20 protein-coding genes are annotated in these 20260 nt (G+C 66.4%); 4 read left to right on the top strand and 16 right to left on the bottom strand.

The window, feature by feature from the left end; genetic code table 11:
* Together G6N34_RS07190 and G6N34_RS07185 are read right to left on the bottom strand one after the other, a co-directional pair.
* Positions 1-807, bottom strand: coding sequence for an ABC transporter permease (locus G6N34_RS07190; protein ID WP_085153339.1), 807 nt, complete (start codon positions 805-807; stop codon positions 1-3).
* 11 nt (positions 808-818) lie between these two features.
* Positions 819-1556: an MlaE family ABC transporter permease gene (locus tag G6N34_RS07185; RefSeq protein ID WP_085153252.1), complete on the bottom strand. Its 738-nt coding sequence runs from the start codon at positions 1554-1556 to the stop codon at positions 819-821.
* A 655-nt stretch (positions 1557-2211) separates the two neighbouring features.
* On the opposite strand from G6N34_RS07185, the gene G6N34_RS07180 reads away from it, so the two are divergent.
* On the top strand, positions 2212-2517 hold the full coding sequence (locus G6N34_RS07180) for an ANTAR domain-containing protein (RefSeq protein WP_085153248.1): 306 nt from the start codon (positions 2212-2214) through the stop codon (positions 2515-2517).
* Positions 2518-2538: 21 nt separating this feature from the next.
* Here the strand turns inward: G6N34_RS07180 and G6N34_RS07175 are convergent, their stop codons facing one another.
* The 9 genes from G6N34_RS07175 to lepA all read right to left on the bottom strand — a co-directional run bounded on the left by G6N34_RS07175 (position 2539) and on the right by lepA (position 13432).
* Positions 2539-3774 carry an acyl-CoA dehydrogenase family protein gene (locus tag G6N34_RS07175; RefSeq protein ID WP_085153246.1) on the bottom strand — a complete coding sequence of 412 codons (1236 nt, stop codon included), beginning with the start codon at positions 3772-3774 and terminating at the stop codon, positions 2539-2541.
* Positions 3771-4763, bottom strand: coding sequence for a GNAT family N-acetyltransferase (locus tag G6N34_RS07170; protein ID WP_085153244.1), 993 nt, complete (start codon positions 4761-4763; stop codon positions 3771-3773). The genes G6N34_RS07175 and G6N34_RS07170 overlap by 4 nt, the downstream gene beginning before the upstream one ends.
* Before the next feature lie 13 nt (positions 4764-4776).
* On the bottom strand, positions 4777-6000 hold the full coding sequence (locus tag G6N34_RS07165) for an acyl-CoA dehydrogenase family protein (RefSeq protein WP_085153243.1): 1224 nt from the start codon (positions 5998-6000) through the stop codon (positions 4777-4779).
* A complete protein-coding gene (locus G6N34_RS07160) occupies positions 5997-7544 on the bottom strand; it encodes an APC family permease (RefSeq protein WP_085153241.1) in 1548 nt (515 codons plus the stop codon). The genes G6N34_RS07165 and G6N34_RS07160 overlap by 4 nt, the downstream gene beginning before the upstream one ends.
* A 118-nt stretch (positions 7545-7662) precedes the next feature.
* Positions 7663-9078 (bottom strand): NtaA/DmoA family FMN-dependent monooxygenase, encoded by a 1416-nt coding sequence (locus G6N34_RS07155; protein ID WP_085153239.1) that lies wholly within the window; start codon positions 9076-9078, stop codon positions 7663-7665.
* Positions 9075-10385, bottom strand: a complete 1311-nt coding sequence (locus G6N34_RS07150; protein WP_085153237.1) for an NtaA/DmoA family FMN-dependent monooxygenase — start codon at positions 10383-10385, stop codon at positions 9075-9077. The genes G6N34_RS07155 and G6N34_RS07150 overlap by 4 nt, the downstream gene beginning before the upstream one ends.
* Before the next feature lie 19 nt (positions 10386-10404).
* Positions 10405-10596 carry a hypothetical protein gene (locus tag G6N34_RS07145; protein WP_133057785.1) on the bottom strand — a complete coding sequence of 64 codons (192 nt, stop codon included), beginning with the start codon at positions 10594-10596 and terminating at the stop codon, positions 10405-10407.
* A 250-nt stretch (positions 10597-10846) separates the two neighbouring features.
* Positions 10847-11512: a sensor domain-containing protein gene (locus G6N34_RS07140; protein WP_085153233.1), complete on the bottom strand. Its 666-nt coding sequence runs from the start codon at positions 11510-11512 to the stop codon at positions 10847-10849.
* 6 nt (positions 11513-11518) lie between these two features.
* The gene (lepA, locus tag G6N34_RS07135; protein WP_085153337.1) at positions 11519-13432 is read right to left on the bottom strand and encodes a translation elongation factor 4; all 1914 of its coding nucleotides are present in this window, start codon (positions 13430-13432) and stop codon (positions 11519-11521) included.
* A 59-nt stretch (positions 13433-13491) separates the two neighbouring features.
* On the opposite strand from lepA, the gene G6N34_RS07130 reads away from it, so the two are divergent.
* The gene (locus tag G6N34_RS07130) at positions 13492-14094 is read left to right on the top strand and encodes a type II toxin-antitoxin system PemK/MazF family toxin (protein ID WP_085153231.1); all 603 of its coding nucleotides are present in this window, start codon (positions 13492-13494) and stop codon (positions 14092-14094) included.
* A gap of 67 nt (positions 14095-14161) precedes the next feature.
* Here G6N34_RS07130 and G6N34_RS07125 read toward each other — a convergent pair whose 3' ends face one another.
* Both G6N34_RS07125 and G6N34_RS07120 read right to left on the bottom strand, forming a co-directional pair.
* Positions 14162-14782, bottom strand: coding sequence for a GNAT family N-acetyltransferase (locus G6N34_RS07125; protein WP_085153229.1), 621 nt, complete (start codon positions 14780-14782; stop codon positions 14162-14164).
* 32 nt (positions 14783-14814) lie between these two features.
* The gene (locus tag G6N34_RS07120; protein ID WP_085153335.1) at positions 14815-15246 is read right to left on the bottom strand and encodes a CBS domain-containing protein; all 432 of its coding nucleotides are present in this window, start codon (positions 15244-15246) and stop codon (positions 14815-14817) included.
* 124 nt (positions 15247-15370) lie between these two features.
* Between G6N34_RS07120 and G6N34_RS07115 the strand changes: the two genes are divergently transcribed.
* Positions 15371-16204 carry a ribonuclease Z gene (locus tag G6N34_RS07115; RefSeq protein WP_085153227.1) on the top strand — a complete coding sequence of 278 codons (834 nt, stop codon included), beginning with the start codon at positions 15371-15373 and terminating at the stop codon, positions 16202-16204.
* 82 nt (positions 16205-16286) lie between these two features.
* On the opposite strand, the gene G6N34_RS07110 is transcribed toward G6N34_RS07115, so the two are convergent.
* From G6N34_RS07110 to G6N34_RS07100, 3 genes are read right to left on the bottom strand one after another with little or no spacing between them, the layout of a single operon-like run.
* On the bottom strand, positions 16287-17126 hold the full coding sequence (locus G6N34_RS07110; RefSeq protein WP_085153225.1) for a transglutaminase family protein: 840 nt from the start codon (positions 17124-17126) through the stop codon (positions 16287-16289).
* On the bottom strand, positions 17126-18100 hold the full coding sequence (locus G6N34_RS07105; RefSeq protein ID WP_085153223.1) for an alpha-E domain-containing protein: 975 nt from the start codon (positions 18098-18100) through the stop codon (positions 17126-17128). The genes G6N34_RS07110 and G6N34_RS07105 overlap by 1 nt, the downstream gene beginning before the upstream one ends.
* Positions 18100-19815: a circularly permuted type 2 ATP-grasp protein gene (locus G6N34_RS07100; RefSeq protein WP_234812967.1), complete on the bottom strand. Its 1716-nt coding sequence runs from the start codon at positions 19813-19815 to the stop codon at positions 18100-18102. Before G6N34_RS07100 ends, G6N34_RS07105 begins: the two co-directional genes overlap by 1 nt.
* Before the next feature lie 182 nt (positions 19816-19997).
* On the opposite strand from G6N34_RS07100, the gene rpsT reads away from it, so the two are divergent.
* Positions 19998-20258: a 30S ribosomal protein S20 gene (rpsT, locus tag G6N34_RS07095; RefSeq protein ID WP_085153221.1), complete on the top strand. Its 261-nt coding sequence runs from the start codon at positions 19998-20000 to the stop codon at positions 20256-20258.
* Positions 20259-20260: the final 2 nt, after the last annotated feature.

Genomic DNA, 20260 nt, shown 5'->3' with positions numbered 1-20260 from the left:
TCACCCCGACAGATGGAAGTTGCCGGACTGCCCGTAGACGGACAGTGTGATGGTCAACAGCACGAAAACTGTTGCGGTCACCGAGGTTCGCACCGCACGCCCGACGGCCTCCCCCACCCCGGCCGGACCGCCGGTGGCGGTGAACCCGTAGTAGGTGTGCACCACCATCACCGCAGCCGCCATCGACAGCGCGGCGACAAAGGACCAGAGCAGGTCGGTCGGATGCAGGAACGTCGAGAAGTAGTGGTCGTATACGCCCCGCGACTGCCCGTAGATGACTGTGGTGCCGAACCTGGTGGCCAGGAACGACATCAGCACCGCGACGGTGTAGAGCGGGATGACCACGAGCACACCGGCGACGATCCGGGTGGACGCCAGGTAGGTCACGGCACGGATGCCCATGACCTCGAGCGCGTCGATCTCCTCGTTGATGCGCATCGCACCCAGTTGGGCGGTGGCGCCGGCACCGATCGTCGCGGCCAGGGCCACTCCGGCCGTGGCAGGGGCGATGAAGCGGACGTTGAGGAACGCGCCGAGAAAACCGGTGAGCGCCTCGATCCCGACGTTGGAGAGCGTGTTGTAGCCCTGAACGGCGATCAGCGCGCCCGTGGACAGGGTCAGGAAGCCGATGATCACCACCGTGCCGCCGATGACGGCCAGCGCTCCGGTGCCCATCCCCATCACGGCGATCAGACGCAGCACCTCCCCGGGATAGCGCCGGACCGCGTCTCCCGTAGCGGCCAGGGCGTTGCCGTAGAACGCCGTCTGCGTACCGAGCCTGCGGGTCGCCTCAACCCACCTGCCCATTTCGAGGTCGGTCACGGGGCCACCTTCACGCCGAATGCTGTGGCCAGGATGTTGATCAGAAACAGCGCCATGAACGAGAACACGACGGTCTCGTTCACGGCGTTGCCGACTGCGGTCGGTCCGCCGCCCACGGAAAGGCCCTTGTAGCAGGCGATCAGACCCGCCGACAGTCCGAACAGCAGCGCTTTGGCCAACGACACGATCACCTGGGGCAGGCCCGTCAAGAGCGTCATACCGGCGACGAATGCCCCGGGCGTGACGTGCTGGACGTAGACGACGAACGCGTAGCTGCCGGTGAGCCCGACGACCGCGACCACGGAGTAGAGCATCAACGCCACGAAAGTCGCCGCGATGACGCGTGGAACCACCAGCGCCTGAACGGGATTGACGCCGATCACATTCATCGCGTCGATCTCTTCGCGGATGGTGCGGGCACCGAGGTCGGCGCACATCGCGGTGGCCCCCGCACCGGACACCACGATCGCGGTCACCACCGGACCGACCTGCGTGACGGCGGCAAGTGCCGCGCCCGCACCCGACAGATCACCGGCGCCCACCTCGAGCAGCACGATGTTGAGGGTGAACACGATCAGCACCGTGTAGGGAATCGACAGCATGATCGTCGGCACGATCGACACGCGGGCGACGAACCAGATCTGGTCGATGAGTTCGCGCCACGCGAAGGGCCGACGCGGCATGGCCGCCAGCGTCTCGGCGGTGAGGACGAAGAAGTCCCCCACTGACCGCATCGGCCTTGCCACAAGGTTGGTGGTCACGTCGTAACGAATCCGGCCATGATGGCTCCCCTCCCACCCGGAATGAATGGATCGGGAGTCTAAGAGCCGGTGTGCGTGCTGTCGACAGGTGTCATCCCGACGCGCTTCGACATTTTCAGCAACACGGGCTGGCTTGTCGACGCGGTCAATATCTGCGGCACCACATCGGACCACGTGAGTGCCCCGGCCCTGGCCCCCAAGGGGTGCGCGAGGCCGGGCTGATGCCTGTGAAAGCTGATCTCGATCATGGCGAGCCGAAGTGCCGGGTCCGTCGCGGCCGGAATGCCGTGGGAGTGGACACTCGAAACGGCCTAGCAGCACAGCTAAGTTCGCAGCGCGCCTAGGGAGTCCCGGGCGTTCGCACCATTCCGCGGCTCACGGCATCGCCGGCGCCGTGACGGGTCAGCCGGTCGATAGGTGGCGGATCACCGTCTCGACGATCGGCGCGCGCCGACACCGACCCGCGAACGCATCGAAACCGCGAGCACCAGACAGGGCGAAAAGGCAACAGTTCAAATCGTGTCGAGCCTAAGTCCGTGTGCCGGGCGGCTCTCAGCATCACGGTGCGTCGATGTCTTTCGCGGGCCGATTCTCCCGCGCACACTCAGATACACAGGGAGGGAGACCCATGCACCACATCAGCACCGGGCCGACAGGTGGCTCATCGCGCCGTGACATCGACATCGCCACAGGCATTCTCATGGCCGTCCGCGGTTACACCGAGCGCGACGCCTTCAATGAACTTGTGGCCGCCGCTCAGCGCACCGGCGACGGAATCACCACTGTTGCAAGGGCGCTTATTTCCTTGGCCCGTAACCGCGATGGTGCGGCGTATCCCGCTGAGGCACTGCGGGCATGGGGCGAGTTCATCCTCGACCCACTCCCCCGTCCCGCGAGCGACCAGTCGGCCACTCCCAGCGTGTTGCGTACCTGACTGGCCGCTGGCGGAAGGGGTTCAGTCGCCCTGGCCTCCGCGTGCGCCGCCCACCAGGTCGGGCACTGGATCCTTGCCGTTGACCACCCAGTCCCCCAGGATTCTGGCCTTGTAGACGCGCGGATTGTGCGAGGCCAGCGTGCGGGCGTTGCGCCAGTGCCGGTCCAGTCCGAGGTCCTCGGAAACACCGGAAGCACCAAGCGCGTCAAAGACCCCGGTGGCGGCGCGCAGGGCCGCGTCGATGATGACCAGCTGCGCCGACGACACCGCCACCTCGGCCGTCACCAGGCGGTCCCGGGGCGCTGCCGCGCCGTTTGCCACGCGACCTGACACGATGCGGTCCAGGGTGCCGGTGGCACGCGCCAGTGCGGCCTCGGCGCCGAATGCGAGAGCCGAGGCCTCGCCGATGACCGCGAGCAGTTGAGCGTCTTGGGCGGGAGTCTCCGAGAGTCCATGCGGGTAGTTGCGTCTGCGGTCCTGCAGGGCACGCGTGCCGTCCCGAACGATGGCCTTGGTGATTCCGGTCAGGACCGACAGCATCGCCGTCTGGTAGAAGTGCGACTGATAGCTGAATCGCTCGGCCGCCGGAAAGACGTCGCCAGCTTCGGCACGCACGGCGTCGTACCGGGCACTTCCGCTGGCGGTCGTGCGCTGGCCGAAGCCACGCCAGTCATCGACCAGTGCGACACCGTCCTGATCCGCACGCACCAGCGCGGTCAGGAGCGACCCGTCGTCAGACTTTCCCAGGACGTCAAGCCAGTCCGCGTAAAGGCTGCCGGTGGCATAGTATTTCGCGCCCGTCACGAACCAGTGGTCGCCCTCCGGTGTGACCGTAGTGACGATGTTGGCCAGCGTGACGCCATTGGCCTCGGTCCATCCCCCGCCGACGAATTCGCCGCTGAGGAACCGCTTGATCCACACGTCGTTTCCCGGCGACGGTGCGGCGTTCAACCGGTCCTCCACGAACGCGAGGTGGTTGCGCCAGATGTGTGCGACGTTGGGATCGGCTGCAGCCAGATCCGCCAGAAGCGCGAACGTCTGTTCCAGCGAGGCGCCGAACCCACCGAGAGCCACCGGGATGCGCAGAGTGCCGAAACCCGCGTCGTTCAGTGCACGCACCTGGTCGTGCGGGAACTCGCGATTCTTCTCCCGTTCGGGGTTCCCGCGCGCGATCTCGTCGAAGATCGGCCCGAACCGGTCGGTGAGTTCGCGGTCGTCGGCGGTCGACGAGGCCAGATAGCTTTCTGCCGTGGTCATTCGGTGGTGTCCTGATGGTCGATGCGGAATGAGTACTGTTCTTCGACTGCGACGTAGCCCAGTCTCCGGTAGAGGAGGTGGGCATTGCTCTTGTTGTTGATGTCGGTGCCCAAGGAGGCCACGTTGACCCCGCGCCGCAACGCCGCCAGCCAGATCTTGCGCAGCAGCAGTTCACCGAGTCCCCGCTTGCGCTGATCGCCCCGCACTCCGATGTAGTCGGTGTGAGCGCTGCGTTCCTCGCTGTCCCCCACCCCCGCGGTGAAGACCGACCCGAGTACATAGCCGATCACGCCCTGCTCCACGTCGTAGGCCGCGATGCTGAAATCTGGTGCGAAGGAGCGACTCTTGAGGTGAGACTCCCACACCTCGGGCGTCTTCGACATGTTCCCGAAATGCTCCTGGAAGGTGTCGAACTGCAGGCGGCGCACGTCTTCGGACAACCCGCGGTCGACGACCTCCGACCATGACAGGATCTCGATGCCCGGGGACGCCGCCGCGGCCAGGGCCTCGACGTCCTCATCATGGAGTGGCTTGCGGGTCCGGATGAACTCCGCCTCGGTGCGCCCGCCGCGCTTCTGCAGCGCTTCGATGGCCGCCTGCTGATCCGTGCCGATGATCACCCGCAGAAAGGCACCGGGGATGGCGGCCGCTTCGATGCGGAATCTCCTGATGGAGTCGTCGACGATGTTGTCGATCACGTGTGGCGGAGTGTCGGGACTGAAGACGAAGTCGCCCAACAGTTCCGGTTCCAGTCCATGGGGCTCGTGCAATGCGGCGTAGCCGCGCACCAACCCCGATTCATCCCGCACGACGACGGCGGCCCCGGAATACGAGGAGCTCAGCACCTCGGCGATGTCGCGGGAGTCGGCCGCGAACTTGCGTCCGGCCAGCCCCTTGGTGGTGGCGAGGAAATCGGCGATGGGTGCATGGTCGTGCGCCACCACCGGCGCCGTCGACCAGTCGAGAACGCGATTGTCGGTCAATGTCATGAGATTCCTCGTGTCAGGAGTAGAAGCCGGGCGCAGGAGCTACACCGTTGAGTACGTAATCCCCGATCTGGGTCTGCTTGTGGTGCAGCGGATCGTGGAGGGTGAGGGTGCGCGCATTGCGCCAGAACCGGTCCAAACCCTCGGGCGCCGCGGTCGAGCGGGCACCGGTGACCTCGAACAGCCTGCTGGCGATCGTGATCGCAATCTCGCCGGCGTGCGTACGTGCGGCGTTGATGAGGGTCACGGCCTCAGCCCGCTGCTCCCAGGTCAGTCCTGCACCGCGGTCGCGGACCTCATCCACCGCCGCCAGCGCTCGAGCCGTCAGCGCCTCCGCGGACTGCACCAGAGTCCACAGTTGGCCGAAGCGCTCAAGCACCAGCGGATCCGCCTGGGCCGAAGCGTAATTCGTCTCCACCCACGGTCGGGATCGGGCCCTCGTGTAGTCCGCGGCCTCGTCGAAGGCGCCCCGGGCGATGCCGGTGAAGATCGCTGCGAAACCCGCGTACATGTACAGCACGTCGAGGTGATCGGCCGGTTCGGCCGGCGCGACGCCGTACCCGTATCCGATGACGGCATCCACCGGAATCTCGACGCCGGTCAATGTCGTGGTGCCGCTGACCGTGAGCCGTTGACCGACATTGTCCCAGTCGTCGCCGAAGCTGACGCCCGCTGCCCCGCCCTCGATGTGCACGGTGGCCAGCTGGCCCGACACGTCGGCGCCGTTCAGGACTGAGCCGGTCCCGAATTGCACCCAGGCCAACAGCACGTCACTGACGGCCGCCCCGCTGGTGAACGGTTTGCTCCCATTGAGGACGAAGCCGCCTGGCGTTGGGTCCGCCGAGATGAGCGGCGGATAAGCGGCCTGGGCGACGGTGCCGTGGAAGAGGTTCTCGCGCGCGATGCGTTGCGCCCGTCGCGGGCCGAGGAATCCGTTCTCTCCGCGGGTGCCGGCAATGCTGCCGAAGTAGTGGTAGAGCAGGATGTGCGCCACCGACGAGTCCGCCCTGGCGATCTCGCCGACGACCGCCGCCGCCTGGCTGAAGTCCGCACCGCCGCCGCCATGTTCCTCCGGGATGAAGATGCCCAGCAGACCTGCCTCTTTGAGCAGCCCTATCTCGAACGTCGGTGTGCCTGCGGCACGGTCGCGCGCGACGGCCGTACGCGCCAGCTCCTGCCGCACTCGCGCTGCCGACTGCACCCAGTTGGGGCCGACGAGCGCCGTCAACGTGTTCGTCATGGTGCGACAGGCTCCTTCTCGCGGCGCGGCTCCGGTTCGTCGTCGGGGTCCTGCTGCGCCTCGTTGAGCACTTCGAGAATGCCTGCCTCGGTGAGCCGTTCGCGCTCCTCGTCGGACAGCGTCTGGATGGTGCCGATGCGGCGTGCGACCTCAGGCTTGGACCACTTCAGGTACCAGTACCAGGCCAGCCCGGCCGTGAGCAGTCCAAGGTAGATCAGGGGCAGGATGTTGAACGGGAACTCCGGCACGGGATAGAAGTTGCTGAAGATGACGTAACCCAGCGCCAACGCAGCGGCCACCGACACCGCCAGACGACCGGGGGTGAGCGCGCGGATCTTGTACAGCCACACCGGCGTTGCGATCACGACGAGCAGGTAGCTGATCAGGAATCCCCACGTCGCGACGTATCCGCCGTAGACGTCGAACACCAGTCGGCCGGCCGAGCTGAAGGTCGCGACCACCGAGAACACCAGGGCCAGTGCACCCACGAAGACGATGCCGACCCACGGGGTCCGGTGCCGGGGATGGACCCGGGTGAAGGCCTGCGGAAGCGCACCCTCGTGGGCGAAGGTGAACAGGGACCGCGCGGCGGCGGTGGTCACCGCCGTCACGAACACGATGAAGGCGATCGCGACAGCCGCGCTGACGACCTGGTTGATCCACGAGACTCCCACGGTGTCCGCCAACTGCGGCAGCACAGCCTTGTCGCCGTCGATGTCGCCGAAGTGCAGGATCTGCGGGTAGGTCGCGACGATGTAGAGCACACCGAGCAGGAGTACGACGCGCAGCAGTGCCCGCGAGATGTTGGTGTGTGCGTTCTTGGCCTCCGCACCCAGCGAGGCGACGCTTTCGAATCCGGCGTACGAGCCGACGGCGGACACGGCCGCGATGAACGTCGCGCTCACACCGAGATGTGCGGGGCTGAACTGCTCCCAGTCGATGCGCAGGCCGTAGCTGACGTACGACCCGACGATGATGACCAGGATCGAGGCGATGGCCACCAACTCGAACGCCAACTCATACTTGGCGGCCAGCGCCACACCGCGGTACGGCAGATAGATCGCGACGGCGACCACCACGAAGACCAGCAGGAGTTTGAACCAGACAGCCTGAGATCCCAGGCCGATGGATTCGAGGAACGAGTCGAGGTAGAGCACGCCGCCGAGGGTGCCGGTGGTGGCGAAGCCGATGTAGCCGAGCAGCAGGCTGAAACCCGCCGCGTAGGCGAAGCCCGGCCCCAGCCCGTTGCCCGTATAGGTCCCCAGCGATCCCGACGACACCGTTCGTTTGGCCTGGAAGCTGATGGTCCGCGCGATGAGCACCACGATGCCCAGGCCCACGAGCACGGCCCACGCGGCACCCTTGCCCGCGGCCACGAAAAGTGAGAACGGCACCACCGCTACAGCCACGCTGGGTGCGGCCGCCGCGAGCCCCTGCGCGAATACACCCCAGGGGCCCAACGCTTCACGCTCGAGTCCGGTGGAGTCCGCGGCTGTCAGTGTGCGCCCCGAGAGCGTGACGTCACGAGAGTCGGATATGGTCATGGTCTGCCTTTCACAGCACACGCTTCAACACTGTGGGCAGCAATAATGCTGGCGCACAGGGAATTTAACGCGTTGTTCATTTTGTTCCAGAATGCGCCCGGGGGCGCCCCAAGCCGAGCTATGAAATCGGCCCGATTCTTTCTCCAGCGATCGACAGCGCGGCACCGGATCGGTACACCGAACCGGGGTGATCCTCGGGCAGGTATGCAGATCTGCCGCCAAAGATATTCTGCCGCAGAGTCTTCGAACGGTCCGGCGCAGGCCTGGCGCGTCCGCGGCGACGCAGTTCGGGCAGCAGATAATCGGCGACGTCGACAAACGTGCCCGGAGTGGTGTGGTACGCGATGTTGAATCCGTCCACGCCAGCACACTCCGCGTAGTCCTCGAGTGCATCGGCTACGGTGCCCGGGCCGCCGACGAACAGCATGCCGCCGAACCCACCCAAGCCGCCGACATAGTCACGCAGCGTGAGCTTCTCGGCATCGGGGCGTGCCGCCAGGATGGATCGGCTGGCCTCGGTGGCGAACTGCTCGATCGGGCGGTCGACGCCGTAGTCGGACCAGTCCACGCCCGAAAGGGCGGAAAGTAGCACCAGACCGCCCTGCAGATCGTGGTACGAGGACAGGTCGCGCGCTTTGGCCTGGGCCGCGGAATCGGTGCTGTCCACGACGATCTCAATTGATGTCAGGAACTTGATCGCGTCGGCGCGGCGTCCGTAATCCACAGCACGCCTGCGGATGTCGTCGATGTTGGCCCGCAGAACCTCTGGCCGAGGATCGCTGGCGAAGACCAGTTCGGCATTGCGCGCGGCGAACTCGCGTCCCGCGGTCGATGTGCCGGCCTGGAACAGCACCGGGGTGCGCTGCGGTGACGGTTCCACCAGGTGCGCGTCCGGGACAGTGAAATACGTTCCCTCGTGTCGGATCCCGCGCACCTTCTCGGGCCGGGTGTAGACGCCCGTACCGCGATCACGGATCACCGCGTCGTCGTCCCAGGATCCCTCCCAGAGCTTGTAGGTGACCTCGAGGAACTCCTGGGCGCGGGCATAGCGTTCGTCATGCGGGATCTGCTGTGCCCGGCCGAGGATGTTGCGTGCCGCGCTGTCGAGCAGTGAAGTGACGATGTTCCAGCCGATCCGACCGTCGGTCAGGTGGTCAAGCGTGCTGAACTTGCGGGCCAACAGGTACGGACTCTCGTACGTGGTCGAGACCGTGACCCCGAAACCCAGAGTCGTGGTGGCCGCGGCCATAGCCGACACCGCCAACAGTGGGTCGACGACCGGGGTCTGCACGCCGCGCGCCAGGGCAGCGTCGGCATTCCCGCCGTAGACATCCAACTGCCCGACGGCGTCGGCGAGGAACAGCAGATCGAATCCGCCGTCCTCCAACAGACGGGCCAGGTCCACCCAGTAGCGCAGGCTGGTGTAGTCGGAGGTGCGGTCCTGCGGATGCCGCCACAGGCCATAGTTGCCATGCGACACCGTCGACATGCTGAACGCCGAAAGCACGAACGGATCCACGTGATGGCGGCTCATGCGGAAACCTCGTCACGCTGCGGGACAGGCAGTCCCAGATGGTCGCGCAGGGTCGTGCCACGGTACTCGTGACGCACCAGGCCCCGCTTGCGCAACAGCGGCACGACCTGCTCGACGAACAGTTCGAACTGCCCCGGCAGGCCGGAGTCGGACAGCACGAAACCGTCGGCTGCACCGCTCGTGAACCAGTCTTCAAGGCGATCGGCGATCTGCTCATGGCTGCCGACGACGTTGGCTCCCCAACCATTGACGGTTCGGTACAGGAACTCCCGCACGGTCGGACTCCCGTCGGCGGCGAGCGCCCGATATCCGGCCAGTGCGGTCTGGTGCGTCTCGGTGCCGTCGGGGAAGGCCCCTGCGGGCACCGGTCCGTCGAGGTCGGCGCCGGTCACATCGACGTCGACCTCCAACAGCCAGGCGGCCTGGTATTCGGGGCTGAAGTACTCGTACGCCGCGCGCTCAGCGCGGTGCGCCTCCTCCTCAGTGGAACCGACGATGAAGCGCAGCGAGGGCGTGACCAGGGGCGGCCGTTCACGTCCCGCCAGGGTGGCCCGTCGATGGATGTCGGTGTAGAACTCGCGCGCACCCCGTTGGGTGCCATGACTGGTGAAGATGACCTCGGCATGGCGGGCCGCGAAGTCGCGCCCGGTCGGCGACGAACCCGCCTGGAAGATCACCGGGCGGCCCTGCGCCGAGCGTGCCGCTCCGATCGGTCCCGCCACGTCGAAGTGGCGTCCGTGGTGGTTGGGCACCCTGATCCTGCTGACATCGTTGTAGATGCCGGCGGACCGGTCTTCGATGATGGTGTCGGGGCCCCAGCTGTCCCAGAGTTTGGTGACGACCTCGATGGCCTCTTCGGCGATGCGGTAGCGCTCGTCATGGTCGACCACACCGGCGGCGCTGAAGTTGTCGGCCGCCGCCCGCGCGAAGCTCGTCACCAGGTTCCAGCCGGTTCGCCCACCACTGAGGTGGTCGACCGAAAGCAGTTGCCGAGCAAGGTGATAGGGGTGAGCCAGGCTCGCGGAACCGGTCACCACGAAACCGACGTGCTCGGTGACCGATGACAGCGCAGCGGCCGTCGTGAGGGGTTCGAAGTCCTCGGTGATCTTGTATGGCCACGTGGCCGGCGGCCCGTAATTCAATCCGTCGGCGAAGAACAGCGCGTCGAAGCCCCCGGCTTCGGCGGCCTTGGCGCGCTCGATCAGCGCGCGTCGCACTCCGGCGGTGCTGTTGTCGATGTCGGGGTGCCGCCATGGCCCCGCCGAACGGGTGTTGCCGAAGGCCAGCAGGTGCAGTTCTCGTGACACGTTGTATTCCGAATTGCTCTCAGGGCGCCGAGTGCGCTGAGGAGATCTCCCCAGCGCCTTCGGCGCGGACAGGCTGGTCAGAGGACCCGAACAGCAGGGCCCCGACCGTCACGGCGATCACACCGAACGCGGCCACCGAGAGCGCCATCAGCGGCCGCTGTGCGCTGCTCATCACGTCCGCGACAAGCCAGGGCGTCGTCGGATCCTCCATGAGTACGGAGGGTAGGTCGGTGTGATCGCACATTGGTTGAGTTCGAAGCCGACCGACCGACCGGATAGCATCAGAATGCGTTGTCCAACAACAGTTCAGGAAGACCGTCGGGAATCTGCTCATCCTGGATGAAATGAACTCACCCGCCCCGGCGAGCGGCCGCATTGGTACGCAGAACCGCGGCGTGTCCTGTACAGACACGGGCCCTCGCGGGGACCCCCAGGGCGCTCGCCGGAGTAAGGGCCCGGCCCTAGCCCACTCGGGCGGCGATGCGCTCCGCCAGGGTCTCGGCCGCGCCCTCCTGCACGGTTTCCCCGCACACCGAGGCTTCGATGACGACGTCGGCCACCGACCGCATCACGTGCCGGCACTGCCAGTCGTCGCCACCCACATTCCGCGCGGTCTGGGCGATGCTGGCCCCGTCGATCGTGACGCCCTCAAACCGCCAGGTGGCCGCACCCTCGTCGTCGTCGATCACGATGTCCTTGCCGATGCAGTTCGACCAGTCCAACTTGGTCTGATTGACGAAGTCGTCGACCGCGCCTGCCGAGGACAACCGCACGACCGTCTGCTCGACCCAATAATCACCGACATCGTCTGGCTCCGTGATGATCTGGTCCGCGACGCCCTTGACGTCACTCCCGTCATAGACCGTCTCCTCCGAGTGGTACAGAGACCCGAGGCACTCCAACTCGGAGGCATACATGCTGTTGTCGGTCAGTTCCTCGACCGTCTCGACGATCTCCATGCCGGAGGTGCCGATGAGGTCGTTGACCTCATCCTCGGGCAGCAGCATGTCCTCAATCGAGCCCGCGGCCCCGGAGGACTCGAACTGCGGTGTGCCGGACAGGGTTCGGCTGCATCCCGCTGACAGCAGCACGCCCACGATGCATGCGATCGCCAGCGCGGCCCGCATGTCAGGCTATTTCTTCGCGGCCTTGTCGGCGGCGGCGTCGGTCGACAGTGCGGCGACAAAGGCCTCCTGCGGAACTTCGACCCGGCCGATCGTCTTCATCCGCTTCTTGCCTTCCTTCTGCTTTTCGAGCAGCTTACGCTTACGGGTGATGTCACCGCCGTAGCATTTGCTCAGCACGTCCTTGCGGATGGCCCGGATGTTTTCGCGGGCAATGATCTTCGAGCCGATGGCGGCCTGCACCGGCACCTCGAACTGCTGCCGCGGGATCAGCTCTTTGAGCTTGGTGGTCATCTTGTTGCCGTAGGCGAACGCCGAATCCTTGTGCACGATAGCCGAAAACGCGTCGACGGCCTCGCCCTGCAGCAGGATGTCGACCTTGACCAACGACGCCTCCTGCTCGCCCGCCTCCTCGTAGTCGAGGCTGGCGTACCCGCGGGTGCGTGACTTCAGGGAGTCGAAGAAGTCGAAGATGATCTCGCCCAACGGCATGGTGTAGCGCAGTTCGACGCGCTCGGGAGACAGGTAGTCCATGCCGCCCAGTTCGCCACGGCGAGACTGGCACAGCTCCATGATGGTGCCGATGAACTCGCTGGGCGCGATGATGGTCGTCTTGACCACAGGTTCGAAGACCGTGCGGACCTTGCCTTCAGGCCAGTCCGCCGGGTTGGTCACCGTCATCTCCGTGCCGTCATCCTTCTCGACCCGGTACACCACGTTGGGCGAGGTCGAGATCAGATCCAGGTCGAATTCGCGCTCGAGCCGTTCGCGGGTGATCTCCATGTGCAGCAGACCGAGGAATCCGCAGCGGAAGCCGAAGCCCAGCGCCACCGAGGTCTCGGGCTCGTAGGTCAGGGCCGCGTCGTTCAACTGCAGCTTGTCGAGGGCGTCACGCAGGTTCGGGTAGTCGGAGCCGTCGACGGGATAGAGCCCCGAATAGACCATCGGCTTGGGCTCGCGGTACCCGGTCAGTGCCTCGGTGGCCCCGCGCCGTGCGGTGGTGACGGTGTCACCGACCTTGGACTGGCGCACATCCTTCACCCCGGTGATGAGGTAGCCCACCTCGCCGACGCCCAGCCCCTGGGTCGGTTTCGGCTCCGGCGAGACGATGCCGACCTCGAGCAGTTCATGGGTGGCGCCGGTCGACATCATCGCGATGCGTTCGCGCGGGGTGATCTTGCCGTCCACCACACGCACGTAGGTGACGACGCCGCGGTAGATGTCGTAGACCGAGTCGAAGATCATCGCCCGCGCGGGTGCGTCAGCGTCACCCTGCGGCGCGGGCACCTGCCGGACCACCTCGTCGAGCAGTTCGGCCACGCCCACACCGGTCTTACCCGACACCCGCAGCACGTCCGACGGATCGCACCCGATGATGTGGGCCAGTTCGCCGGCGTAGCGGTCGGGATCCGCCGCGGGCAGGTCGATCTTGTTGAGCACCGGGATGACGGTCAGGTCCCGGTCGAGCGCCAGGTAGAGGTTGGCCAGGGTCTGCGCCTCGATGCCCTGCGCGGCGTCGACCAGCAGGACGGCACCCTCGCAGGCCTCCAGCGCGCGGGACACCTCGTAGGTGAAATCAACATGCCCAGGCGTGTCGATCAAATGCAGCACGACCTGCTCGCCGGCGTTCTCGCCCTCCCGGACGGTCCAGGGCAGGCGCACGTTCTGCGCCTTGATCGTGATGCCGCGCTCACGCTCGATGTCCATCCGGTCGAGGTACTGCGCGCGCATCGAGCGCTCGTCGACCACGCCCGTGAGCTGCAGCATCCGGTCGGCCAGGGTGGACTTGCCATGGTCGATGTGGGCGATGATGCAGAAGTTCCGTATCTGCGCCGGCGCAGTGAACGTCTTGTCGGCGAAGCTGCTGATGGGAATCTCCTGGTAAGCGCGGTGTCGATGAGCCTGGGGGCTTGTCAAGAGTATCGACCCGTGGTGGTTGCGACACAATCGAGCTACGCCGCGACCGCCTATGCTTGGCGGCTATGGCGTCCCAATGGAAGACATTCCAGAAGTTCGCAGAGCAGCTTGTGTTCAAGGAAGCGCCGCGGCTGATCAGGAATCTGCAGAATCCCCAGGCTGTGCAGCGCTCGATTCAGCAGGGCATCCAGCAGGGCCTCAGGGTGGGCATCGACGTGCTGGCGGGCGCCGGCGCCGAAACGCCCGCGGCGATCACCACGGGCCGCCCGGTGACCAGCAGCTTCGCCCCTACGGCCCATCGTGCTCGCCGCGTGGCCTACGCCCCCGACCTCGACGGCAAGGCCGATCCCGGGGAGATCGTGTGGACCTGGGTGGTGTTCGAGGATGACCCGACGCGCGGCAAGGACCGGCCCGTCCTGGTCGTGGGGCGCGACGGACACTTGCTGCTCGGGCTGATGCTCTCCAGCCAGAACCACCACTCCGATGACCGCAATTGGGTCGGCATCGGCACCGGAAGCTGGGACTACGACGGCCGGCCCAGTTGGGTCCGCCTCGACCGCGTTCTCGACGTTCCCGAGGAGGGCATCCGCCGCGAAGGGGCGATCCTCGAGCGCACCACGTTCGAGGTGATCGCCGCGCGCCTGCGCACCGAGTACTCCTGGAGCTAGGCGCCCAGAAGAGGCTGCCGGACACCAAACCCCAGGACAGCCGACATCCCGGCTCTTCTCGGGGGCATCAGCGAGGCGCTCGCCACATCTGCCACAGCGTCGGCCCGCCGTCGGGCAGGGCGAGCTCACCGGTGACGACGAACCCGAACCGCTCGTAGTACGGGATGTTGTCGGGCTTGCTGGACTCCAGATAGGCCGGAGCGGCTTCGGCGTCGCAGTGGGCCAACCTCGAGTCCATCAGTGCGCGCCCATACCCCGCGCCGCGGAACGTGGGATCGCTGCCGAGCACCCCGAGATACCAGTGTGGCTCCTCCGGGTGGTTCTCCTTCATCAACTCGTCGGCCTGCCGGGCCCGCGAGAACTGCGTTCCGACGGCCCGCAGAAAGCTCGGGATCATCCGGAGGTCCTGACCGCGCGTCGTTCGCCAGCCACCGGGTGGCGACCACAACGCCGCCGCGGCGATGTGCAGGCCGTCGGATGCGACGTCGAGCCCACCACCCGGCAGGTAGTGATGCCGTGCCATCGCCCCGAAGGTGATGGGCAGCGCCTTGGCCCGCCGACCGGGGTCCGGAATCATCCACATCGCGACCGGATCGTCGAAGAACGCACGACCGAGCGTGCACGCCAATTCGCGGACATCGGCCCGGCGGGCCGGGGCAACCTGGGGTGTGGCGTCGGGGGCATTCATCTCGTCCAGCTTGGCACAGCAAACAGGACGGCTCAGCCCTGGGTGATGTAGGCCTGCAACTGCTCCTGTTCGGACTTGAGCTCCTCCAGGCGGGTCTTGACGATGTCACCGATGCTCACGATGCCGGCCAGACGGCCTTCCACCAGCACTGGAATGTGGCGAACCCGGTTGTGCGTCATCATCTCCGACAGGTCATCGACCGACGAGTCCATGCCGCAGGTGGCCACCGCAGGCGTCATGATCTGCGCGACCGGCAACTCCAGGACGTCGGGTCCGTGCTCGTACAGCTTGCGGACGATGTCACGCTCGGAGACGATCCCGGCGATCACGCCGGCCGATCCGACCACCACCATGGCACCGATGTTGTGGCCGGCCAGACCGGCCAACAACTCGCGCACCGTCGCCTCGGGGCGCATCGTGGCGACGTCGGACCCCTTGTTTCGCAGCACATCGGCAATCCGCATGACAGCCTCCACTGTGAGCCAGTTCACACCAGACTAAACCGATTTGGCGGCGACGAAAGCGATTCGGACCCGACGGTGCCGAATTTCCCTCCCGAATCCGTCGAGGTGCGGTAGGAGAACATCCATGGCGATTGAAATCACCCTGCTCGGCACCGGAAGTCCCATTCCCGACCCTCTGCGCGCGGGTCCCTCGACGTTGGTACGCGCCGGCGGGCAGACGCTGCTGGTGGACTGCGGACGCGGCGTTCTGCAACGCGCCGCCGCGGTCGGAGTCGGCCCCAACGCCCTCGACGCCCTGCTGCTGACGCACCTGCACAGCGACCACATCGCCGATCTGGGTGACGTGATCATCTCGCGGTGGGTGACCACCTTCACCGAACAGGTGCCACTGCCGATCATCGGCCCACCCGGCACGGCCGAGGTGGTCTCGGCGACGCTGAAGGCCTTCGGGTTCGACATCGGATATCGCATCGCGCATCACGCCGACCTCAACGAGCCTCCGCCGTTGGAGGTCTCCGAGCACGTCGACGGCCAGGTGTGGAATCGCGGCGGGGTCAGCATCACCGCGCGCCCCACCGACCACCGCCCTGTGGAACCGACCATCGGTTTCCGCGTGTCCTTCGAGGGCAACTCCGTGGTGCTCGCGGGCGACACCGTGCCGTGCTCAGGCCTCGACGAACTGGCCCGAGGCGCGGACGCGCTGGTGCACACCGTGATTCGCGAGGACCTGGTGGAACAGATTCCCATGCAGCGGCTTCGGGACATCTGCGACTACCACTCCTCGGTGCAGCAGGCCGGGGCCACCGCACAGCGCGCCGGTGTCGGCACGCTCGTGCTGACGCACTACGTACCCGCCCTCGTCCCCGGGCAGGAGGACCAGTGGCGGGCGCTGGCCGCCGAGGAGTTCGACGGACGCATCGAACTCGGCGACGACCTGCTTCAGGTCACGGTGGGCTGAGTTTGCTCGAAGCCGAGACTGCGGGGACTGCGACGAAACGCGGCACTTCTTCGCAGCCACCGCAGTCTCGGCGCAGGACAGCTCAGGCCAGGCGGGTGATCTCCACGATCACGTCGAGGTCCGTCGACCCCTCCCCTGAGTAGATGCCCTTCAGCGGGGGCACGTCGGAGTAGTCCCGGCCCACGCCGACACTGACGTACTGCTCGTTGATGTGCGAGTCGTTGGTCGGGTCGTAGTGCCACCACTCGCCGGTCCATGCCTGGATCCAGGCATGGCTCTGCCCTTCGACCGTGTCACCGACCTTGGCATTGCGCTTGGGATGCAGGTAACCCGACACGTAGCGGGCAGGGATTCCCATGCCGCGCAACAGGATCAACATCAGGTGCGCGAAGTCCTGGCAGACGCCCCGGCCCTCGCGCAGCGCGTCGAGGCCCGAGGAGTGCACGCCCGTGGTGCCGGGCACGTACTTGAGCTCACCCTGCACCCAGCGCGCGGCCTCGATGACGGCCTGCTGCGGGTCGTGGCTCTTCGCGATCCCTCGGCCCACACGCTCAATGCGCCTGCTCGCCGGTGTGTAGTGCGTGGGACTGAGCAGTTCGTCGAAGCGGTCGATGGCCGCCTCCGACGCCAAGTCCTCCCACGTCACGGTGGTCTCGGGCGGGCCGGGTCGTTCGGTCTCCACGACCGAGGACGCCGTCACCTCCAGTTCGGTGTGCGGCGCGTGCAGATCGAACGCCGTCACCGCGGTGCCCCAGTAGTCGACGTAGCGGTAGGACCGCGTGGCCGGCACCGTCTCGATACGGTTGAGGATCACGTTCTGCCGCGAATCCGATCGCGGCGTGAGCCGGGCCTCGTTGAACGACGCCGTGACCGCCGACTTGTACGCATAGCCGGTTGCGTGCACCACCCGCATGCGCCACATCAGATTTCACCCTCTTCGATGACCAGTGAGTCGTGTCCAGCGTCGGTCCACGCCACCCAGGGCGCGGAGTGGAAATACTGCGTCGCGAGCGCCTCGCCCACGTCGGAGCAGGTCTTCTGCAACCCGGCCAACCGGGTCTCCAGCGACTCCAGCAGCACGCCGGGGCGCAGGAACTCCAGTTCGCTTCGCGCGCTGCCGAGCAGGCGTTGGGCTTCGGCCGTGGCGCCGAGGCGGTTGTGCGGATGGTTGAGCAGTTCGTCGAGACTGTGTTCTGCCAGCCTCAGCGAGTAGAACACCGACCGCGGGAAAAGCCGGTCCAGCAGCATGAATTCGACGACACGACCGGCGTCGAGCACACCGCGGTAGGTGCGCAGGTAGGTGTCGTGCGCACCGGCGGAGCGCAGCACCGTGACCCACGCGGGCGAGGACGCGCTGTCGCCGACGCGGGACAGCAGCATCCGCACCGTCATGTCGATGCGTTCGATCGCCCGGCCCAGCACCATGAACCGGTATCCGTCGTCGCGCGAGAGCGTCGAATCGGCGAGGCCCGCGAACATCGCCGCCCGCCCCTCGACGTAACCGAGGAACTCGTGCGGGCCGAGTCGACGTGCCGCGCGCTCACGTTCGGCCAGCGCGTTGTAGGTGGTGTTGAGGCACTCCCACATCTCGGTCGAGGTCACTTCACGTGCGCCGCGGGCGTTCTCGCGGGCTGCCGAGATCGAGTCGACGATCGAGCAGCCGCCCTCGACGTTGCGGCTGAACGCGACCAGGTCGGTCAGCGACCACACGTCCAGTTGTTCGTCGGGCGGTTCGATACCCAGCACCTTCAGCAGCACGCGCGACGTCTCATCCGGGTCCACGCTGGAGTCCTCGAGCAGTTGGTGCACCGTGACGTCGAGGATGCGTGCGGTGTCATCAGCGCGTTCGACGTAGCGGCCGATCCAGTACAGCGACTCGGCATTGCGTGCCAGCATCAGCGCATCACCGCCTGCTGCTGTTGCTGCTGCTGCTGCTGTTGTTGGTGGTCCGTGCTGGACTGCTGTTGTTGCTGCTGCTGCTGTTGGTTGGATTCCTTTGTACTGGAAGCTTTCCCATTCCTCGACGCACGATCGGAGCGCGGCGAGGTGGGCAGTTTGCGGACCACCTCGGCCGCGGCCAACTCACGGTCGGCCGACGACGTGCGCGACGCCAGCACCCAGGTGTCCTTCGAACCGCCGCCCTGACTGGAGTTGACGACGAGGGATCCCTCGGGCAGCGCCACCCGGGTCAGCCCGCCCGGCAGCACCCAGACCTCGTCACCGTCGTTGACGGCGAAGGGACGCAGGTCGACGTGGCGGGGCGCCAAGGCATCGTCGATCTGGGTGGGCACCGTGGACAACTGCACCACGGGCTGGGCGATCCAGCCGCGCGGATCGGACTGCACCTTCTTGCGGATGGTCGCCAGTTCCTTCTCCGAGGCGTCGGGTCCGAACACGATGCCGTAACCCCCGGAGCCCTCGACGGGTTTGATCACCAACTCGTCGATCCGGTCCAGCACCTCCTCGCATTCGTCGTTGAGCCAGCACCGGAACGTGTCGACGTTGGCCAGCAGCGGCTTCTCTCCGAGGTAGTAGTCGATGATGGTCGGCACATAGGTGTAGACCAGCTTGTCGTCGCCGACGCCGTTGCCGATCGCCGAGGAGATGACGACGTTGCCGGCGCGGGCCGCGTTGAGGATGCCGGCCACCCCGAGCACCGAGTCGGGCCGGAAGTGCATGGGGTCGAGGTACTCGTCGTCGATGCGCCGGTAGATGACGTCCACCTGACGCTCACCTTCGGTGGTGCGCATATAGACGGTGTTGTCGCGACAGAAGAGGTCACGCCCCTCGACCAGTTCGACGCCCATCTGCCGGGCCAGCAGCGAATGCTCGAAGTAGGCCGAGTTGTAGACGCCGGGCGTGAGCACGACGACGGTCGGGTCGGCCTCGTTGGTGGCGGCGGCCTTGCGCAGGGCCCGCAGCAGGTGCGACGAGTAGTCACCGACCGCACGAACCCGGTGCGTCGCGAAGAGGTCGGGGAACACGCGCGCCATGGTGCGGCGGTTCTCCATCACGTAGGACACCCCCGACGGCGAGCGCAGATTGTCCTCGAGCACTCGGAAGGTGCCCTGCCCGTCACGGACCAGGTCGATGCCCGCGACGTGGATGCGCACGCCGTTGGGCGGCACGATGCCGGCGGCCTCACGGTGGAAGTGTTCACACGAGGTCACCAGGCGGCGCGGGATGACTCCGTCGCGCAGGATCTCCTGGTCGCCGTAGATGTCGTCGAGGTACATCTCCAGCGCGGTGACCCGCTGCTTGATGCCCTTCTCCAGGCGCGACCACTCGGCAGCGGAGATGACCCGTGGGACCAGGTCCAGCGGGAACGGCCGCTCCTGACCGGACAGCGAGAACGTGATGCCCTGGTCGATGAACGCGCGGCCCAGCGCCTCCGACCGTGCCGCCAACTCCGAGGCGTCCGACGGCGCAAGCTCGGCGTAGATGCCCTTGTACGGGCCACGCACATTGCCGTCGGCGTCGAACATCTCGTCAAACGCCTGGGCGTACGAGCCGAGCTTGTTGTAACCATCGAAAATCTGCTCGTATTTACGGGAGGAACGCGATTTCTGGGACTGACGCCCACCCTCGCTCGGCAACGTTCGGAGACTCACCCGTCACATGGTGCCGCACGATCGCCGTTTCGGCAGGCCAGCTGGCTGATCGGAGCGTCACACCGTGCGCTTTGGGGAATCCGCAGCCCTGCTGGTAACCTGAACAGTCGCTGCCCGCAGCCGGGCACTGGACACTGCTCCAGCAATCACACCCAGCTCAAGAACTCGAAGGACTTACACGCGTGGCCAACATCAAGTCGCAGGAAAAGCGCATCCGCACCAACGAGCGCGCCCGTCTGCGCAACCAGTCGGTGAAGTCGTCACTTCGCACGGCTGTCCGCGGTTTCCGTGAGGCCGTTGAGGCTGGCGACAAGGACAAGGCTTCTGAGCTGCTGACCGCCACGGCGCGCAAGCTCGACAAGGCCGCCAGCGCCGGCGTCATCCACAAGAACCAGGCCGCCAACAAGAAGTCGGCGCTCGCCTTGGCGCTCAACAAGCTCTGAGC

The organism is Mycolicibacterium confluentis (assembly GCF_010729895.1).
In the GTDB taxonomy this organism is placed as follows: Bacteria; Actinomycetota; Actinomycetes; order Mycobacteriales; family Mycobacteriaceae; genus Mycobacterium; species Mycobacterium confluentis.
The sequence above is the reverse complement of the archived record's forward strand: the minus strand, read 5'-3'. Positions and strand labels throughout refer to the sequence as shown.

Bases quoted from the DNA above. Each gene is read 5' to 3' on its own strand.
- G6N34_RS07190 (WP_085153339.1), bottom strand. From the start codon at position 807: ATGGGCAGGTGGGTTGAGGCGACCCGCAGGCTCGGTACGCAGACGGCG.
- G6N34_RS07145 (WP_133057785.1), bottom strand. From the start codon at position 10,596: ATGGAGGATCCGACGACGCCCTGGCTTGTCGCGGACGTGATGAGCAGC.
- G6N34_RS07120 (WP_085153335.1), bottom strand. From the start codon at position 15,246: ATGCGGATTGCCGATGTGCTGCGAAACAAGGGGTCCGACGTCGCCACG.
- G6N34_RS07175 (WP_085153246.1), bottom strand. From the start codon at position 3,774: ATGACCACGGCAGAAAGCTATCTGGCCTCGTCGACCGCCGACGACCGC.
- G6N34_RS07170 (WP_085153244.1), bottom strand. From the start codon at position 4,763: ATGACATTGACCGACAATCGCGTTCTCGACTGGTCGACGGCGCCGGTG.
- G6N34_RS07155 (WP_085153239.1), bottom strand. From the start codon at position 9,078: ATGAGCCGCCATCACGTGGATCCGTTCGTGCTTTCGGCGTTCAGCATG.
- G6N34_RS07185 (WP_085153252.1), bottom strand. From the start codon at position 1,556: ATGCGGTCAGTGGGGGACTTCTTCGTCCTCACCGCCGAGACGCTGGCG.
- G6N34_RS07165 (WP_085153243.1), bottom strand. From the start codon at position 6,000: ATGACGAACACGTTGACGGCGCTCGTCGGCCCCAACTGGGTGCAGTCG.
- G6N34_RS07125 (WP_085153229.1), bottom strand. From the start codon at position 14,782: ATGAATGCCCCCGACGCCACACCCCAGGTTGCCCCGGCCCGCCGGGCC.
- G6N34_RS07115 (WP_085153227.1), top strand. From the start codon at position 15,371: ATGGCGATTGAAATCACCCTGCTCGGCACCGGAAGTCCCATTCCCGAC.
- G6N34_RS07130 (WP_085153231.1), top strand. From the start codon at position 13,492: ATGGCGTCCCAATGGAAGACATTCCAGAAGTTCGCAGAGCAGCTTGTG.
- G6N34_RS07105 (WP_085153223.1), bottom strand. From the start codon at position 18,100: ATGCTGGCACGCAATGCCGAGTCGCTGTACTGGATCGGCCGCTACGTC.
- G6N34_RS07110 (WP_085153225.1), bottom strand. From the start codon at position 17,126: ATGTGGCGCATGCGGGTGGTGCACGCAACCGGCTATGCGTACAAGTCG.
- G6N34_RS07180 (WP_085153248.1), top strand. From the start codon at position 2,212: ATGCACCACATCAGCACCGGGCCGACAGGTGGCTCATCGCGCCGTGAC.
- G6N34_RS07160 (WP_085153241.1), bottom strand. From the start codon at position 7,544: ATGACCATATCCGACTCTCGTGACGTCACGCTCTCGGGGCGCACACTG.
- G6N34_RS07140 (WP_085153233.1), bottom strand. From the start codon at position 11,512: ATGCGGGCCGCGCTGGCGATCGCATGCATCGTGGGCGTGCTGCTGTCA.